Below are 17,447 nucleotides of genomic sequence, written 5' to 3'. Positions count from 1 at the left end.
ACCCAGCGCCAACACAGTGCGCCCTCTCCCCGATCGAGTCAAGACCACGAGGCGGGGAATGCCGTCAGGCGAGGATCGCGTCGACGAAGCCCTCCACGTCGAAGGGCGCGAGGTCGTCCGGGCCCTCGCCGAGGCCCACGAGCTTGACCGGCACCCCGAGCTGCTTCTGGATCGCGACGACGATGCCGCCCTTCGCGGTGCCATCCAGCTTGGTCAGGACGATCCCGGTGATGTCGACGACCTCGGAGAAGACCTTGGCCTGGTTCAGGCCGTTCTGCCCGGTCGTGGCATCGAGGACCAGGAGCACCTCGTCCACCTCGGCCTGCTTCTCGATGACGCGCTTGACCTTGCCGAGCTCGTCCATGAGGCCCACCTTGTTCTGCAGGCGCCCGGCGGTGTCGACCATGACCACATCGACCTCCTGCTCAATGCCGGCCTTGACCGCCTCGAAGGCGACGGAGGCAGGATCGGCGCCATCGACGTCGGACTTCACCGTCGGGACGCCCACGCGCGCACCCCAGGTGGCCAGCTGCTCGGCGGCGGCCGCGCGGAAGGTGTCCGCGGCGCCCAGGATCACGTCCTTGTCCTCGGCGACCAGAACACGCGCGAGCTTGCCGACCGTGGTCGTCTTCCCCACGCCGTTCACGCCGACCACGAGGACGACGGCGGGCTTGCCGGCCTTGCGATCGACGTTGAGCGAGCGGTCGAGGGACGGGTCCACGAGCTTGACGAGCTCGTCTCGGAGCATCGCGCGGACCTCATCGGGATTCCGGCTCCCCATGACCTTGACGCGGTCCTTGAGGGTGTCGACGAGCTCGAGGCTCGGCTCGGTGCCGATGTCGGCGAGCAGCAGGGTCTCCTCGACCTCATCCCAGACGTTGTCGTCGATGCGGTCGCTCGAGAGCAGGGCGAGAAGGCCCTTGCCGAGGACGTTGTTGCTGCGCGCGAGCCGTTCGCGGAGCCGCTGGAGCCGGCCCGCGACCGGGGCCGGGGTCTCGGTGGGCACCGCCTCGGCGACGGGCTCCTCGAACGCCTCGGGGACCTCGACGCCCGGCTCGGCCTCGAGGGTGGGCGCCGGCGGTTCGGCGACGGCGGTCGGCGCGCCCGTCTCGGGACCGGCCACATTCGGTTGATTGGGCGCGAGGACGGGATCGTTGGCATCCCTCGTGTCCGTGTAGCGAACCCTTGAGCGCCGCCCCCGGACAAGCCCGATGACGGACCCGGCGACGACGAAGAGCACGATCACAGCAATGATGAAAGGCAGCAATGCGGAGAGGTCTGTCACGAGACCTAGTCTGTCATGACAGGCTTTCGACGCGTTCGAGCTTCTGGCTGATGACGGTCGAGACCCCGTCGCCCCGCATCGACACGCCGTAGAGGGCATCGGCGACTTCCATCGTGCGCTTCTGATGGGTGATGACGATGAGCTGGCTGGACTCCCGCAGCTCCTCGAAGATCGTGATGAGGCGCCCCAGATTCGTGTCGTCGAGAGCGGCCTCGACCTCGTCCATCACGTAGAACGGCGACGGCCTGGCCTTGAAGATGGCCACGAGCAGCGCGACCGCGGTGAGCGAGCGCTCGCCGCCGGAGAGCAGCGAGAGCCGCTTGATCTTCTTGCCCGCTGGCCTCGCCTCGACCTCGATCCCGGTGGTCAGCATGTCCTCGGGCTCGGTGAGCACCAGACGTCCCTCGCCGCCCGGGAAGAGCCGTCCGAAGACCCGCTCGAACTGGACCGCGGTATCCGCGAATGCCTCGGCGAAGACCCGCTGCACGCGGTCGTCGACGTCCTTGATGATGGCGAGGAGGTCGCGTCGGCTCGCCTTGAGGTCCTCAAGCTGCTCGTTGAGGAACCTGTGCCGTTCCTCGAGCGCCGCGAACTCCTCGAGAGCCAGCGGATTGACCTTGCCGAGCGACGCGAGGTCCCGTTCGGCCTTCTTGAGCCGCTTCTCCTGTTCGGCCCGCACGTAGGGCGCCCCGCCGACCGGCTCCCCCGCCTCGTCGACCTCGACTCGGAGGGCAGCCCACTTGTCGCCGCCCGCCGCCTGGGACTCGGGGATCGGGACCGGCAGGTGCGGGCCGAACTCGTCGACGAGCTGCTGGGCGGAGACCCCGAGCTCCTCGATGGCGCGGTCCTCAAGGGCCTCGAGGCGAAGGCCGAGCTCGGCGCGGGCAAGTTCGTCGCGATGCGCCGCGTTGCCCAGCTCGGCGAGTTCCTTGGCGAGGGCGTCCGTCATCGAGCGCAGACCCGTGAGCCTCTCGTCGAGTTCGGCCCGCCGCTCCTCCGCCGCATCGCGCTCTTCGGCGGCCTCCTCGACAGCCCGGTCCATCGCCTCCACGCCGGCGTGCGCCGCACGGGCCACTTCCGCGGCGCGTGCGGCCTTGGCCGCACGCTCGCGCGCGCGACGCTGGGCCGCCGCCGCCGCGCGCCGTTCGCCCTCCGCGGCGCGTTCAAGGGATTCTGCCCGTGCCTCAAGCGCCCGGTGCTGCTCCTCTGCGCTCCGGAGTGCGAGGCGCGCCTCGAGCTCAGCCGCACGCGCCGCCGTCGCACGCTGGGCCAAGCGCTCCCGATCGCCTGAGGAGGTGGCGTCGTCGTCGTCCTCTTCAACTCCCGCTGCCGTCTCCTCGGCCGCCTCCAGCCGCTCGACGGCGGTCGCGAGGGCTTCCTGCTCGGACTCGAGCTGCGACTCGGCGGCTGTGAGCGAGGCCCGGAGCCGCTCGTCCTCGGCGGTCGCACCGCGCAGCTGCGCTCCCAAGGCGGCGAGGCGTTCGGCGACCGCCGCGAACTTCGCGTCCGAGTCGTGGAGTGCGGCGAGGGCCGCATCGGCCCGCTCGGCGGCCTCACGCACGAGGTCGCGGGCGCCAGCGAGCTCGAAGCCCGAGCGCTCGTACTCCGCCTGGGCGGAGGCGAGCTCGGCCTCCGCATCCTCGGCCTGCGCCTGCAGCTCGAGGGTGGACGGCGCACCCGCCGATCCGCCCCTCACCACGGCGGAGGTGAGCACATCCCCCTGCCGCGTCACCACCGTGAGATCGGGCTGCTCGGCGAGGATGGCGGCCGCCTGCGAGGTGTCCGTCGCCGCGACGACGCAATCGAGGAGGCGGACGACGGCGGAGCGCACCCGCGCGTCCGGAGTCACCACCGCGGTCAGCCAGCGGGCATTCTCCGGGAGCGCGGGCCGCGGGGACTCATCGTGTTCGGGCATGGGGGCGCCCGACACGAGCAGCGCGGCCTGGCCGCCGTCGTCCTCTCTCAGCCGAGCGAGCGCCCGGTGGGCTGCCTCGGCGCCGTCCATCACGAGGCCCTCCGCGGCCGCGCCCAAGGCTGCCGCCAAGGCGGCCTCGAATCCGGGCTCGGCCTTGACGAGGGACGCGACGGGCCCGAGAACACCGTCGCCCGAGGCCGCGATGACCCCGCTGCCGTCCCGCCCCCTCAGCCCCGCCTGCAGCACCTCGAGCCGCGCCTCGAGGGAGCGGCGTGCCCCGTCGGCGTCCCGTCGGCGCTCCTCGATCTCGGCCAGCGCGGCCTCCGCTGCTTCCTGACGTGCCGCGGCGTCCTCGTACTCGGCGTCGAGTCCTTCCTCGCCCTCCTCTACCCCGGCAACCTGGGATTCGAGGGCCGTGAATTCGAGCTCGGCGTCCCGACGGCGCTGGCTCGCCGAGCCCAGTGACGAGCGGAGCCGGCCGATCTCGCCCTCCGCCGCTTCGACGCGGCTACGCGCCGCCGCCACCGCGCCCGCGAGTCGGGCCAAGCCCTCCCTGCGGTCGGCCAGGGCCCTGAGCCTCGCGGTGTGGCGCCGGTCCTCCTCTGCGGCCTCGGCCTCGGCCTCCGCGCGAGCCTCCGACGCCGCTTCGAGGGTCTCGGCGCGCACGTCGATGGCTTCGGCCAGCACCGCGAGCTCCACGCGAGCCTCCGCTGCCTGGCGTTCGAGCCGCTCCGGGTCCCGCCCCGAGTGCTCGGGCTCATTCGTTCCGAGAAGCCGGCGCCGTTCCTCGGCGACCTTGGCGAGGGATCGAAGCCGCTCCCGCCCCGACGAGAGCCGATACCAGAGGTCGCGCGCAGCGTTGAGGCGCGGCGTCGCCACCGCCGCAGCGCGCTCCGCGTCCGCCTGTTCGCGGCGCGCGGCCTCGAGGTCCCGCTCGACCTGAGCACGACGTTCTATGAGGGCCGACTGGTCCGCGCGGTCCTTCTCCAGTGATTCCCTCAGGCGCACCACATCGTCCGCCAACAGCCTCGCGCGGGCGTCGCGCACGTCTGCCTGGATCGTCTGGGCCCTCCGTGCCACCTGAGCCTGACGCCCCAGAGGGCCGAGCTGGCGCCGGATCTCCCCCGTGAGGTCGGCAAGCCGCTGGAGGTTGCCCTGCATCGCGTCGAGCTTGCGCACCGTGCGTTCCTTGCGCCGGCGGTGCTTGAGGATCCCGGCGGCCTCCTCGATGAAGCCGCGCCGGTCCTCGGGGGTCGCGTGCAGGACGCGATCCAACTGGCCCTGCCCCACGATCACGTGCATCTCACGTCCGAGGCCCGAATCACTGAGGAGTTCCTGGATGTCGAGGAGGCGGCAGGCCTCGCCGTTGATCGCGTACTCCGACCCGCCCGTGCGGAAAAGCGTCCGGGAGATCGTGACTTCGCTGTACTCGATGGGCAAAGCCCCGTCGGCGTTGTCGATCGTGAGCGAGACCTGGGCGCGGCCGAGCGGCGGGCGTCCCGCGGTTCCCGCGAAGATGACGTCCTCCATCTTCCCGCCCCGCAGCGTCTTGGCGCCCTGCTCCCCCATGACCCACGCCAGCGCGTCGACGACGTTCGACTTCCCCGAACCGTTCGGACCGACAACTGCGGTCACGCCCGGTTCGAATTCGAACGTCGTGGCCGAGGCAAACGACTTGAAGCCTCGGATGGTCAGGGTCTTGAGATGCAAGGGAGCGCGGTTCTCCTGTCGCTGTGGCGGCCGTGGGCAATCCTGCTCTGCATTCTGCCACCGGGGATGGACAGTTCTCGGCTACCAGCGCGCGTTGCGGGGCGTCCGCTGGCAGTGCGGGCACCGATACGACGAGCGATTCATGAACGGCTCGCGAACCATGATGCTCGTGCGGCCTTCCTCCGCGCAGCGCGTGCACGCCTTCCCGGCACGCCCGTAGGCGGACAGCGAGCGGTCGAAGTAGCCGGAGGCGCCGTTGACGTTGACGTACAGAGAGTCGAAGCTCGTACCCCCTGCTTCAAGGGCCCGTGCCATGACGTCCTGCACTGCCGCGACAAGCCGCTGTGTCTCTGCCCGTCGGAGGGTATCGGTCGGACGGGCATAGTGGAGGCGGGCCGCCCACAGCGCCTCGTCGGCATAGATGTTGCCGATTCCCGAGACGAGCTGTTGGTCAAGGAGAGCCCGCTTGATGCTCGTGCGGCGGGCGCGGAGCCGACGGTGAAGCTCGTCCGCGGAGAAGGCGGGATCGAGCGGGTCTCGGGCGATATGCGCGGCGTCAGCCGCGATCAGCGGCAGGCGACCTGCGCCGAGGCCGCCCGGGCCGCCGTCGTCCGTCGGAACAAGAGGCACGACGGCGAGGCCTCCGAAGATGCGCTGGTCCACGAAGCGGAGCTCGGCTGGGAGTCCGGGGGCATCCGAGAGCGTGAGGCGCACTTTGAGGTGCTTTTCGTCCGGCTGCTCGGGATCCTCGACGAGGAGCTGTCCGCTCATCCCGAGGTGTGCCAGGAGGGCGGTGTGCGGGGTCGCGTCGGGGCTGCCGTCGTTGCTCTCAGCCGGGTCGGCACCGTCAGCCAGGGGCAGCCAGAGGAATTTGCCGCGACGCACGGCGCCGAGCACGAGGGCGCCTTCGAGCTGGCCGCGGAAGTCCTCGGGACCGAGGGTGTGGCGGCGGACGGATCGGGGATCCAGCACCTCGACTCGGTCGATCTGGCGCCCGGCGACCCAGGTCGAGAGGCCGCGGCGCACGACCTCGACTTCGGGGAGTTCGGGCAAGGCTAGACGGGTCCCTCGGCGCTCTCACGCTCGCCCGGGGAGCTGCCGAGGTCACCGGATTCGTCCGGGGCCAGAACCCTCCACGCGTCGGCTGCGGAGTGCTGCTCCGCTTCCTTCTTCGAGTTGCCGGCTCCGGTGCCGTAGGGGACTCCCCCGATGCTCAGCGTCGCGGTATAGGTGCGCGCGTGGTCGGGTCCATCGCCGACGACGGCGTAGTGGATATTGCCCAGCTGGCGGTTCGCGGCCAGTTCTTGGATGTGGGTCTTCCAGTCGGTGCCTGCTCCGAGCACGGCGGCGTCTTCGAGGAGCGGCCCCACGAGCCGCACCACGAGGCGGCGGGCCTCCTCGAGGTCGTTCGACAGGTAGGTGGCGCCGATGAGGGCCTCCATGGTGTCCGCGAGGATGGAGGACTTGTTCTTCCCGTTGGTCACCTTCTCGCCGTGGCCGAGAAAGATGCACTCCCCCACGCCGAGTCGGCGTGCGATGCTGGCGAGTGCTCTCGTGCTGACGACGGCGGCCCGGCGCTTGGCGAGCTCACCCTCGGAAAGGTGGGGGTAGGTGCGGTAAAGGTGATCGGTGACCGAGAAGCCCAGAATCGAGTCCCCGAGGAACTCGAGACGCTCGTTCGTGGGGATTCCGCCGTTCTCGTAGGCATACGAGCGATGCGTGAGGGCAAGACGAAGCGTCTCGGCGTCCCTCTCGACGCCGAGACGCTTCAAAAGCTCATCGCGAGCGGGCATATCGGGCGACTGGCTGTCTTCGTAACAGCTCAGGCGTCGGCGACCTTGCGGCCCTTGTACTCCATGAAGAGCGCCGTGCCGGCCGAGTCGGTGACGACCTTCGCCTGGTGCGGGAGGCTGTAGGTCACGCGACCGTTCTCCACGGTCTTGACGAGGGTGGGGACGGACGCCTTCCACTGGGAGCGGCGCGCGCGGGTGTTCGAGCGGGACATCTTCCGCTTGGGAACTGCCACAGCTAACTCATTTCTCTTAGGGCCAACACTTATTCGTCATTCTGCCGGTCGGGCCTGACCAGATCCGCCAAGGCCGACCACCGCGGGTCGAGGACCTCATGGTGGTGGTCCGGCTCGTCTGCGAGGCGGATCCCGCACTCGGGGCACAGCCCCGGGCAGTCCTCCCGGCACACCGGCTGGAACGGCAGCATGGTCACTACTGCGTCCCGCAACACCGGCTCAAGATCGATGGAATCGTGCTCGACTCGACGTTGCTCTTCATCGTCTTCCCCCTCTGAGGACGCCACGCCCTCGAAGGAGAAAAGCTCTTGCACATCGACATCGAGACCGTACTCGATAGGATCCAGGCACCGCCCGCACTCGCCGTTTACTTCGACATGTGCGGTTCCCGATACCAGGATCCCCTCGTGGACGGACTCGAGCCTCAGATCGAGGTCCACGGGGGACCCTTCCCTGACGCCGATGAGCGCCACACCGAGATCACTCGGTGCGGGCACATGCTCTGTGAGTGTCCGCATCGTGCCCGGGCTGCGCCCGAGATCCTTGACGTCGACCGTCAAGGGCGAACGATCTTCGCGCTTAATGAGAACTCCTGTAGAACATAGACCGACAAACAATCCTAGCCTGTGCGGCGCCGAGGCCCAAAACGGGCGCTCGGACGGTCACGGCTCACGTCCGGGAGCCGTCGCATCAAGCCGTGCCAAGACGGCGCGCGGCACAAACTCGGACACGTCCCCGCCGAGATCGTGGACCTCTTTGATGAGGGTCGAGGAGAGATGCACGTAATGGGACTCCGCCGCCAAGAATACCGTCTCCACCCCGGAGAGCTGGCGGTTCATGATCGCCATGGGCAGCTCGTAGTCGAAGTCCGACGAGGACCGCAGGCCCTTGACGATGGCCGATGCTCCGCGTTCGTGGCAGTACTCGGCCAGCAGGCCTTCCCCCATCGGCTCGACGAGGATGCCGCTGATGGCGCCGAGGGTCCGCCGTGCCATCTCAATCCGCTCGTCCAGACCGAAGCGGTACTTCTTCGAGTAGTTGGTCGACACCGCGACGATCACCTCGTCGAACTGGTTCGCGGCACGCGCGATGACTTCGAGGTGGCCGTTGTGGATCGGGTCGAAGGAGCCTGGGCAGACGGCGCGTCTCATGCTGTCAACATACTGCACGGCGTCCGTTTGCCTGGTCGATAGCATGGGCAGATGACTTCCCCTTGGCAGCGCACCGCCGCGGGCGCCAACCTCCTGAGCGCCGACGGACGGCTCGGTGTGACGATCTTCGAGGAGATGACCGCCCTCGCCGTTCGGACAGGCGCCATTAACTTGGGGCAGGGTTTCCCCGACGAGGACGGCCCGGCGGAGATGGCGGCGGCCGCCCGGCAGGCGATCGCGGACGGGGCGAACCAGTACGCCCCGGGCAAGGGTCTGCCGATCCTCCGGGAAGCGGTCGCGGGCCATCAGCAGCGCTTCTACGGCCTCAGCCCGGATCCCGACCGTGAGGTCCTGATCACGACGGGGGCCACGGAAGCCATCGCGGCAGCCGTCCTCGCCTTCGCCGAGCCCGGAGATGAAGTGGTGACCTTCGAGCCGTTCTACGACTCGTACGGTGCGATGATCGCCCTCGCGGGCGCACAGCACGTCACGGTGCCGCTCCACGCGCCGCGTTTCCAGCCGGACCTCGGGGAGCTCGCAGCAGCCTTCGGACCCAGCACCCGCCTTGTGATCCTCAATAACCCGCACAACCCGACGGGCGCCGTCTTCGGCCGCGAGGTGCTGCAGGCCGTGGTGGACCTCGCCGCCCAGCACGACGCGATCATCATCACGGACGAGGTGTATGAACACCTGGTCTTCGGCGAGCCCCATGTACCGGTCGCCACGCTTCCCCGAGCCGCCGTCCGCACCCTCAGCATCTCCTCGGCCGGGAAGACCTTCTCCTTCACTGGCTGGAAGGTCGGCTGGGTGACGGGCCCCGAAGAGCTCGTTGCCCGCGTGCGCACAGTCAAGCAGTTCCTCACCTACAGCTCGGGGACACCCTTTCAGGGTGCAGTCGCACTCGGCCTCGGCCTCCCCGACGAATTCTTCGGCGCAGCCGCCGAGACGCTGCGCCGCAAGCGGGACATCTTGGCCGAGGGGCTCCGTCAGGCCGGGCTCACGGTCTATCTGCCCGACGGCACGTACTTCATCACGGCCGACACCGCGGCCATCGGCTTCGACGACGCGCTGGACTTGGCCCGGCGCCTGCCCGAACTCGTGGGCGTCGCAGCGATCCCCGTCTCGGTCTTCTGCCACGAGGACGGCGCGAAGAGGACGCGGTCCCTGCTGCGATTCGCCTTCTGCAAGCAGGAGACCGTGCTCAAGGAGGCAGCCGACCGGCTCGCCCGCCTGAACGAGCTCGTGTGAGCCGCGCCGAGCGCTTCCTCTCAGGGCTCGGAACCCACGCGGCCATCGAGCCCGACGCCTTCGTTCCCGGCGCCTATGTGCTCTCGATCGGTGGTGCAGAGCAGTCCCACGTGGACCTCGCCCATCCCGAGCACATCTTCTACGCCTACCTCCGGCGCATGGCGACCGTGCTGGACCTTGTGCGCCCACCGCAGGAGCCCCTGCGCGTCCTCCACCTCGGGGCGGGCGCCCTCACGCTTGCCCGCTATGTGGAGGTCATGCGCCCCGGCTCCCGGCAGTTCGCGGTTGAGCTCGAGCGGGAGCTCCTCGGCTTCGTCCTCGAGCACCTCCCGCTCCCCGAGGGAACGCACCTCGAGACTCGGATCGGCGACGCGCGCTGGGAGCTGCCGGGGCTGCAGCCCGAGGCGCCGTTCGACGCCGTCGTCCTGGATATCTTCTCGGGCCCCGAGGCCCCCGAGCACCTCGCGAACCGGGACTTCTACGCCGAACTCCGCGAACTCCTGGCCCCCGACGGAGCGCTGCTCGTGAACATCGGCGACGACCCGCCCCTCCGCCTCGTCCGCTCGCAGCTCAGCGCCCTGCGGACTGTGTTCCCGGAGGTTGCCGCTGTCAGCGAACCGGAGATCTTCGAAGCCCGCTATCCGGGCAATGTGGTGGCGGTGGCACGCGCACGGCCATGGCCTCCCGGCTGGAGCGAAGCGATAGCCTCGGCGGGGCCTCATCCCACCGAGGTCAGGCGCGGCATCGACTTGGACGGCCTCGCGCGGCGCTGATCCTCAATAAGCGCTGGTCTTCAACTGGCCAGCTTCTGTTCGGCGAGCCTCTTGACCCACTCGGGAGTCTCGCGCTTGAGCCGCTCATCGAGGACCACGCGAAGCCGGGCTGCCGCGATCTGGACGCGGCGATCCGAGGCCCCCGGGCGGCGCTCCTGCCGCTCGGACTCGGCCGCATGCTTCGGTGCAGGCACCTCGTGCTCGCTCATCGCTCCCCCGTTCCAGACGATTCGGGATCCTCTCCTTCAGTATCCCCCGTAACATCCTCGCCGCCCAGCTCTTCGTCGAGTCCTGCGGCCTCCGCCTCTGCGATCGGGTCGATCCATACGGCGTCGAGGAGCCTGAGCTCCTCATCGCTCGCGATGAGTTCGCTCTTGGCCAGGCTCGCGAGCACCATCGTGCCCATCGTCTGCATCTGGGGATCCGGGTGGACGGTCGCTTCGAGGGCCCACTCCGTGCGCCGCCAGAACTCCGCGCGCCGATCGGCATACGACCGCTGGCGGATCGTGTTCAGGCCGACGATCGCTGCCACGACGGCGGCGGCGAGGGTGCCGACCGGTGCGAACGCCGCCAGGATCTCCCACCATTGCGGGCCCACCGCAACGGTCTGCTCGAGAAGCCTCACGCGCCCTCCGCGGCGTCAAGGCGCGTTGCCGCGGACTCTGCCGGCACCGGCTCAGCGAACCAGAGACGTGTCTCCCCATACTTGCGATCTGCGTAGTGGGCCAGCCCTTCCGGCCAGTCTGGCTCGGGCGAGCGGGCGGAGCGTTCGACGACGACGATGGCGTCTGGTGCGAGACGAACGGCGACGGCGGAGAGCACCGCGGTGAGTTGGCTCTCTCCCAGCGGGTACGGCGGATCCATCAGGACGAGGTCCCAGTGGGGGCCAGGCGGCACCCGCTCGAGAAACGTGGACACTTTGGAGCGGCGCACGGTCACGGCACGGCGGCTCACGGCGTCGTTGACGGTGCGGGCGTTGCGCTCGCACACTTGGGCGGCCTTGGCCTCCGACTCCACGAGCTCGACGGTCGAGGCACCGCGGCTGGCCGCCTCGACCCCCAATGCTCCGGAGCCCGCGAAGAGGTCGAGCACCCGCGCCCGTTGGACCATGCCGAGTGCATCGAGCCGCGAGAAGAGCGCCTCCTTGACGCGGTCCGTCGTGGGCCGTGTGGCGGAGCCGGGCACGGACGCGAGCGGCACGCCGCCGGCGATCCCCGCGATGATCCTGCTCATGCCCCCATCCTCCTCATCGTGAACGTTCCTGCCCCGGGGTTCCAGCGGGACGTGGTCCTGTCTTACCCACGTTCGAGGAACACCTCTCGTTCTGGGTCGAGGTAATCGTCGATGGCGGAGGCAAGTTCCGGATGGTGCTTGAGCTCAGGGTCCTCGGCAACGAGTCCGAGCGCGTCGTCGCGCGCGCTTTCGATGACGTCGACGTCGCGGAGGACCCGCAGCAGGCGGAGCGTCGAGCGGCGTCCGGACTGGCTCGATCCGAGGATGTCCCCCTCGCGGCGGAACTCGAGATCCTTCTGCGCGAGCTCGAACCCATCGGTGCTCGCCGCGACGGCCGCGAGGCGTTCCCGGCTCGGGTGACCGGGCTCGAGCCGCGTCACCAGGAGGCAGGTGCCCGCGTGGCCCCCGCGCCCGACCCGGCCGCGCAGCTGATGGAGCTGGGCGATGCCGAAGCGGTCAGCGTCGAGGATGACCATGAGCGTGGCGTTCGGCACGTCGACACCGACTTCGACGACGGTCGTCGCGACGAGGACGCCCGTCTCCCCGGACGCGAAGGATCGCATCGCCGCTGTCTTGGCCTCAGAGTCGAGGCGACCATGCAGGATGCCGACCTGCACACCCTCGAGTGCAGCTTCGGACGCGAGCTGCTCGGCGACCTCCACGACTGAGATCGGCCGCAGATCTGGCACGGAGGTAGACGCCGCAAGCGCCGTTCCGCCCCACGTGGCCTCGTCGAGCGCCTCGAGGTCCCCGTCATCGAGGCCGATCGCGGGGCACACCACGTAGACCTGCCGCCCGACGTCGACCTCTTCACGCGCCCGCTGCCAGATGCGCCGCTCCCACGAGGGGTTCTCGACGAGCCCCACGGTGTGCGTGGCAATGGGCGAGCGACCCGCGGGAAGCTCGCGGAGGATCGACGTCTCGAGATCCCCGAAGACGGTCATGGCCACAGTGCGCGGGATCGGGGTGGCCGTCATGACCAGCAGGTGCGGCGTCGCGAGGCTCTTCGCCCGGAGCGCATCTCGCTGCTCGACGCCGAAACGGTGCTGCTCGTCCACAACCACGAGTCCGAGGTCGGCGAACTGGACGTGTTCCGAGAGCAGCGCGTGGGTCCCGACGACGATCCCCGCCTGACCGCTGGCCGCTGCCAGCAGGCTTCGCTTCTTCTCCCCGGCCGATTGCGAGCCGGTGAGCAGCCCAACCTCGACCCCGTCGGCGTCGCCGAGGAGGCCGTCGCGCACGAGCGGACCCAGCGTCGCACGGATGGAGGCATAGTGCTGGGCCGCGAGGACCTCGGTGGGGGCAAGCAGAGCCGCCTGACCGCCGTCGTCCACGACTTGGAGCATCGCCCGGAGCGCCACGATCGTCTTGCCCGAGCCCACCTCGCCCTGCAGGAGGCGATTCATGGGGTGGTTCTCCGCGAGCTCTTTGGCGAGGAGCTCGCCGACCTCGCGCTGGCCGGCCGTCAGCTCGAACGGCAGGTTCTGGTCGAAGGCCTCGAGCAGCCCGCCCTTGCGCGCGGGACTGGGCCGCGATGGGAGGGCGGCGTGCTGCGCCTTGCGGCGAGCGAGCGCCGCCTGGAGGACGAGCGCCTCCTCGTACCGGAATCGCTTCTGCGCGGTCCGCCACGCGGCGTCCGTCTCGGGCTCGTGGATCATGCGGAAGGCGTCCGCGACTCCCGGGAGCCGGTACTTGAGCCGTAGATCAGGAGGAAGCGCCTCGGGGACGGAGTCGAGGTCGATCTGGCCGAGGACGGTGCCGACCGCCTTCTCGATCGTCCAGCTCGGAATCGAACCGGTGGCCGGGTAGACGGGAATGGGGCGTCCGGCGAGGCGGGCGGCGGCCTCAGGGCTGAATTCGTCCGGGTCGAGCAGCTCGTAGATGGGGTTGGTCAGCTGGAGCTTCCCCCGATAGGCCGTCACGCGCCCTGAGAACATCGCCACGACGCCCCGCGTGAGCTGCCGTTGCGCCGAATACCCGTTGAAGAACGTCAGTGAGAGGGTGCTGGGGCCGCTGCTCGCCCCCGGCCGGTCGCTGACCAGCACCTCGGTGATGCTCCCCTTCCGGGTGTTCATGCGTCGACTCGACGAGGACACGACCTGCGCCACGAGCGTGACCTCCTCGTCGAGGGGCAGCTCCCGGATCGGCGTCAGCTCTCCGCGCGCAAGATAGCGTCGCGGGAAGTGGTGGAGCAGGTCGCCGGCCGTGTCGAGCCCCAGCTGCTCGCGGAACTTCTTCGCGCTCCGCGCGCCGATGAGTCGGTCGAGCGTGGTGTTGCGGTCAGACGGCATCGGAATGCAGTTCGGTGAAGGAGACCCGTTCGGGTTCTCCAACGCGGCGGATCTCGGCGAGGGCGGCCTCGGGGTCTCTCACGTGGACGTGGACGCGCCAGCGGACGCACCCCGAGTCCTCGTCGAGCGTTCCGAGCGGACTCATGATGACCGACTCCCCGAGTTCGTCAAGGCGGTGCCGGAGACCAGCCGCATCGAGTGGGCTGAGCGTGATCGTGCACATGAGTTCAACCCCCTCCGCGGGCGGTTGATCTCCGTGGATATGCGGGTCCTGCACGTGATACCCATGCAGCGCATCGAGCACCGCCTCGGCAAGACCCTCGCCCAGCACTGCGGCCCGGAGCGCCCCGAGGACGAGGAGGAGGCCGACAGCTCCCGCGTCGACCACCTTCGCCTCGTGCAGCGTGGGGAGCTGACCTTCCGTGTCGACGACGGCATGGACCGCGGCGTCGACCACGTCGCCCAGCACGCGGGAAAGTGTCGCGTTGCTGTCCGCACCCGCGGCGTCCGCGCTGGCCGCGGCTTCGGCCGCTGCAACAGCCGCGGACCCCAGCACCGACAGCATGGTGCCCTCGACAGGCTCGCTCAAGGCAGACCAGGCGCGGATCTGACTGCGGTGAAGAGCCTCGGCGAGGAGGGGGCCGGTGAGCCGCGTCTGGCCCGCGAGCGGCACCGCGAACGCGTCGAGGAAGACGGCGAGGAGGGTCCCGGAATTGCCTCGGGCTTCCTCCATCGCCGCTCGGGCGCCAGCCGCCACGACTGTCCCGAGGTCGACGCTGTCGCACTCCGCAGCCGCTGAGGCGGCCGCGTGTGCGGTGAGATAGAGATTGGTGCCGGTATCGCCGTCGGGCACCGGGAAGATGTTGATCGCGTTGAGGCGGTCACTGTGGTTCGCGAGCACTGTCTCCGCCACGCCCAGCCACCGGCGCATCGCCGTGGCGTTCGACGCCGTCTTCGCGGCGTTTCTACCTGGCAAAGTGGTCCCATCCCCTCGTCGCCGCCGGCTTGCCTCCGATGGATACCGCGGAATTTCCTCCGTCGGCTGGCATCACCGAGCCTATCGCAGTGAAGCCATGCGGAAGCTGTGTTCCGGCGGGGAAAGCCGCGAGGAGCCCGTGGTCCTCGCCCCCGCCCAGAACCCACTCGAGCGCGTCCCCTCCGAGCAGCTCGGATGCCGGGCGCAGTGCTTCCGCCGCCGCGGCGAGGATGTCCGGATCGAGGTCGAGGCGCACTGTGCTGGCCTCGGCCATTCGCCCCGCGTCCTTCAGCAGCCCGTCGGAGAGGTCCATGAGCGCACTCGCCCCGCTCCGCGCGGCCGCCGGACCTGCCGCCAGCGGCGGAACCGGACGGCACTGCAGGGCAACCAGCGCCCGCATCGCGGCATCGAGCGAACCATACTCGGGCCCACGCTCGAGGAGCGCGAGCCCCGCGGCTGCCGGACCGAGCGAGCCGGCGACCGCCAACAGGTCTCCCGCACGGGCGCCGCTCCGCAGGATGGGGCTGCGCCCCTCGAGGCTGCCGAGCACGGTGACCGTCACGGACAGCTCTTCTCCGCGCCCAAGATCCCCACCGGCAAGTGCGCAGCGGGTGGCTCCCAGCTCGGCGACAGCCTCCGCCAGGCCGTCCGCGAAGTCTTCGACCCAGCGCACCTCGGTCGTCGCCGGCAGCGTGATGCTCACGACAAGTCCGGTCGCAACACCGCCCATGGCATTGATGTCACTCAAGTTCTGGGCCGCGGCCTTCCATCCGACGTCGCGCCCCGTGTGCCGGTAGCCGTTGGGCCACACCAGGCGGAAGTCCGAGTCCTGGGTCTGGGTGTCGGTGCTGACCACGACGCGCCCGTCGTCGGCCGCGAGGACGGCCGCGTCGTCGCCGGGGCCCAGCAGCGCGGGCGGGCCCCCGGCGAGCCGGGGCAGGATGCGATCAAGGAGCTCCCCCTCGCTCAGCTCGCCGACGGTCAGGGGCAGCGGGGACGTGCGCACCAGCCCAGCCTAGTAGTCTGGAGAGAGGCCCGGCTGTTCCGGACACACCCCTTTCCCGTCCTGAGGAGAACCACGTCATGCGCGCATCGGCGATCGTTTCCGCCCTCGCGCTCGCAGTCTCGCTGTCCGCCTGCAGCGCCCCTGTCGTCGTCGAGCCCGCTCCTGACGCCGCCAATCCGGCCTGCGCCCCTGAGATGATCGCCGTCCCCGATTCCATCGGCGACGCGACGCTGCGCAAGACCACCAGCCAGGCGACCGCCGTGTGGGGCGATCCGGCCGCCGTCGTCCTCCGGTGCGGTGTCGCCTCGCCGGGCCCCACCACGGATCGCTGCGTCACCGTGAATGGGGTCGACTGGGTCATCCGGGAAACCGCGCCCACGGCCAGCTCCTCGCCGAGTGGGAAGGCCTCTCCGAACACCCAACCTCAGCCGAGTGCGCAGCCTCAGCCGAGTGGGCAGCCGACGGCGACTGCGGACGACGGCGCGAACGGCACCTACATCCTCACGACCTTCGGGCGGACGCCGGCAACGGAACTGGTCCTCGACACGTCCAAGATCAGCTCGGCGACCGTCCTCGCGTCCCTCGCCTCGGCCGTGGCCAAGGTTCCGCAGACCGCAAAGTGCGTGGGCCAAGCCGAGGTGGCCCAGCTCCCCCAGGGCTGAGGGCCGCTACGGCTGGTGGGTGGCGGCCGGTTCCCGAGGTTTACCGCAGGCCCGTGGGGCGCTCGAGCGCGAGCTGGATGAGCTCATCGATGAGGTCGTGGTAAGGGAGGCCGGTCGCCGCCCACATCTGCGGGTACATGCTGATCGGCGTGAAGCCGGGCATCGTGTTGATCTCATTGATGATGAGCTCGCCCTCGGGCGTGTAGAAGAAGTCGACCCGGCTCAGGCCCTCCGCCGAGACCGCATCGAAGGCGATCGCCGCCTGCTCGCGGACCCGGGCGATGGCCTCCTCCGGAAGGTCGGCCGGGCAGCTCAGGGCGGCAGCGTTGTCCTCGACGTACTTGGCCTCGAAGTCGTAGAAGGCGTGAGCGGGGCCCTGGACCACGATCTCCCCGGGGAGGGAGGTCCGGGGAGGCTCGCTCCCCCGCCCCTCGAGGACGCCGCACTCGATCTCGCGTCCGGTGATCCCGGCCTCGATGACGATCCGGAGATCATGCCGACGTGCCTCCGTGATCGCAGCGTCCAGATCCTCGGGCCGCTCGACACGGCTGATCCCGACCGAGGACCCAGCCCGGCACGGCTTCACGAAGACGGGGTATCCGAGGCGGTCGACGGCGGCACGCACCTCGTCCGGGTCACGGCGCCATTCCTTGTCGGTCACGGCGACATACGGGCCGACTGTGAGACCTGCCGCCTTGAACGCGACCTTCATGAAATGCTTGTCCATGCCCACCGCCGAAGCGAGGACTCCCGCGCCGACGTACCGCACGTCGGCAAGCTCTAGGAGCCCTTGGACCGTGCCGTCCTCGCCGAAGGCGCCGTGGAGGAGGGGGAAGACGACATCGACGTCACCCAGTTCCCTCGGCACCTCGTTGGGACGGGTCACCACAAGCCCTGGCCGACCCGCACCGCCCGCGAGCCGCACGGTCTCGGCCCCCGGACGCACCTCGGGCATCTCTCCCGCGTTGAGCGCCCACTGCTGCCAGTCGCCGTCGCTCAAGACCCACTGGCCGTCCTTGGCGATGCCGACCGGCACCACCTCGTACTTGTCCTTGTCGATGGCGTTCATGACGCCCGCGGCCGTGACGCAGCTGACCGCGTGTTCGCTCGACCGCCCTCCGAACAGGAGCGCGACGCGGACCTTTCGCCCGGACGATGCAGGGAGGGACAC

Annotated in this window: 17 protein-coding genes; 3 read left to right on the top strand and 14 right to left on the bottom strand. The window is 69.7% G+C overall.

Annotated features, from left to right (window positions below):
- Positions 1-64: 64 nt before the first annotated feature.
- From ftsY to coaD, 7 genes are all read right to left on the bottom strand, one after another.
- Positions 65-1,285 (bottom strand): signal recognition particle-docking protein FtsY, encoded by a 1,221-nt coding sequence (ftsY, locus tag ACTHL9_RS17450; RefSeq protein WP_440520535.1) that lies wholly within the window; start codon positions 1,283-1,285, stop codon positions 65-67.
- A 13-nt stretch (positions 1,286-1,298) separates the two neighbouring features.
- A complete protein-coding gene (smc, locus tag ACTHL9_RS17445) occupies positions 1,299-4,910 on the bottom strand; it encodes a chromosome segregation protein SMC (RefSeq protein WP_440520534.1) in 3,612 nt (1,203 codons plus the stop codon).
- Between the two features lie 81 nt (positions 4,911-4,991).
- Complete coding sequence (gene mutM / locus ACTHL9_RS17440; RefSeq protein ID WP_440520533.1) at positions 4,992-5,963, bottom strand: bifunctional DNA-formamidopyrimidine glycosylase/DNA-(apurinic or apyrimidinic site) lyase; 972 nt, start codon at positions 5,961-5,963, stop codon at positions 4,992-4,994.
- A gap of 2 nt (positions 5,964-5,965) precedes the next feature.
- A complete protein-coding gene (rnc, locus tag ACTHL9_RS17435; RefSeq protein ID WP_440520532.1) occupies positions 5,966-6,703 on the bottom strand; it encodes a ribonuclease III in 738 nt (245 codons plus the stop codon).
- Positions 6,704-6,732: 29 nt separating this feature from the next.
- Positions 6,733-6,936: a 50S ribosomal protein L32 gene (gene rpmF / locus ACTHL9_RS17430; RefSeq protein WP_138413269.1), complete on the bottom strand. Its 204-nt coding sequence runs from the start codon at positions 6,934-6,936 to the stop codon at positions 6,733-6,735.
- A gap of 29 nt (positions 6,937-6,965) precedes the next feature.
- Entirely contained in the window at positions 6,966-7,496 is a 531-nt protein-coding gene (locus ACTHL9_RS17425) for a YceD family protein (protein WP_440520531.1), read from the bottom strand.
- A gap of 102 nt (positions 7,497-7,598) precedes the next feature.
- Positions 7,599-8,087: a pantetheine-phosphate adenylyltransferase gene (coaD, locus tag ACTHL9_RS17420; RefSeq protein WP_440520530.1), complete on the bottom strand. Its 489-nt coding sequence runs from the start codon at positions 8,085-8,087 to the stop codon at positions 7,599-7,601.
- A gap of 51 nt (positions 8,088-8,138) precedes the next feature.
- Here coaD and ACTHL9_RS17415 point away from each other — a divergent pair, with 51 nt between their 5' ends.
- A complete protein-coding gene (locus ACTHL9_RS17415; protein ID WP_440520529.1) occupies positions 8,139-9,335 on the top strand; it encodes an aminotransferase class I/II-fold pyridoxal phosphate-dependent enzyme in 1,197 nt (398 codons plus the stop codon).
- Positions 9,332-10,108 carry a spermidine synthase gene (locus ACTHL9_RS17410; protein ID WP_440520528.1) on the top strand — a complete coding sequence of 259 codons (777 nt, stop codon included), beginning with the start codon at positions 9,332-9,334 and terminating at the stop codon, positions 10,106-10,108. Before ACTHL9_RS17415 ends, ACTHL9_RS17410 begins: the two co-directional genes overlap by 4 nt.
- A gap of 20 nt (positions 10,109-10,128) precedes the next feature.
- Here the strand turns inward: ACTHL9_RS17410 and ACTHL9_RS17405 are convergent, their stop codons facing one another.
- The 6 genes from ACTHL9_RS17405 to ACTHL9_RS17380 all read right to left on the bottom strand — a co-directional run bounded on the left by ACTHL9_RS17405 (position 10,129) and on the right by ACTHL9_RS17380 (position 15,614).
- Positions 10,129-10,317: a hypothetical protein gene (locus ACTHL9_RS17405; RefSeq protein WP_138413264.1), complete on the bottom strand. Its 189-nt coding sequence runs from the start codon at positions 10,315-10,317 to the stop codon at positions 10,129-10,131.
- Positions 10,314-10,733: a hypothetical protein gene (locus tag ACTHL9_RS17400; protein ID WP_440520527.1), complete on the bottom strand. Its 420-nt coding sequence runs from the start codon at positions 10,731-10,733 to the stop codon at positions 10,314-10,316. The genes ACTHL9_RS17405 and ACTHL9_RS17400 overlap by 4 nt, the downstream gene beginning before the upstream one ends.
- A complete protein-coding gene (rsmD, locus tag ACTHL9_RS17395; protein WP_440520526.1) occupies positions 10,730-11,341 on the bottom strand; it encodes a 16S rRNA (guanine(966)-N(2))-methyltransferase RsmD in 612 nt (203 codons plus the stop codon). Before rsmD ends, ACTHL9_RS17400 begins: the two co-directional genes overlap by 4 nt.
- Before the next feature lie 62 nt (positions 11,342-11,403).
- Positions 11,404-13,632 carry an ATP-dependent DNA helicase RecG gene (locus ACTHL9_RS17390; protein WP_440520525.1) on the bottom strand — a complete coding sequence of 743 codons (2,229 nt, stop codon included), beginning with the start codon at positions 13,630-13,632 and terminating at the stop codon, positions 11,404-11,406.
- On the bottom strand, positions 13,622-14,563 hold the full coding sequence (locus ACTHL9_RS17385) for a DAK2 domain-containing protein (RefSeq protein WP_440520560.1): 942 nt from the start codon (positions 14,561-14,563) through the stop codon (positions 13,622-13,624). The genes ACTHL9_RS17390 and ACTHL9_RS17385 overlap by 11 nt, the downstream gene beginning before the upstream one ends.
- 34 nt (positions 14,564-14,597) lie before the next feature.
- Positions 14,598-15,614, bottom strand: coding sequence for a thiamine-phosphate kinase (locus ACTHL9_RS17380; protein ID WP_440520524.1), 1,017 nt, complete (start codon positions 15,612-15,614; stop codon positions 14,598-14,600).
- A 77-nt stretch (positions 15,615-15,691) separates the two neighbouring features.
- Between ACTHL9_RS17380 and ACTHL9_RS17375 the strand changes: the two genes are divergently transcribed.
- Entirely contained in the window at positions 15,692-16,276 is a 585-nt protein-coding gene (locus ACTHL9_RS17375; protein WP_440520523.1) for a DUF3515 family protein, read from the top strand.
- 40 nt (positions 16,277-16,316) lie between these two features.
- Here ACTHL9_RS17375 and ACTHL9_RS17370 read toward each other — a convergent pair whose 3' ends face one another.
- Complete coding sequence (locus ACTHL9_RS17370; RefSeq protein ID WP_440520522.1) at positions 16,317-17,447, bottom strand: D-alanine--D-alanine ligase family protein; 1,131 nt, start codon at positions 17,445-17,447, stop codon at positions 16,317-16,319.

It is taken from the genome of Sinomonas sp., assembly GCF_051955515.1.
In the GTDB taxonomy this organism is placed as follows: domain Bacteria; phylum Actinomycetota; class Actinomycetes; order Actinomycetales; family Micrococcaceae; genus Sinomonas.
This window is presented reverse-complemented; position numbering and strand designations above follow the sequence as displayed.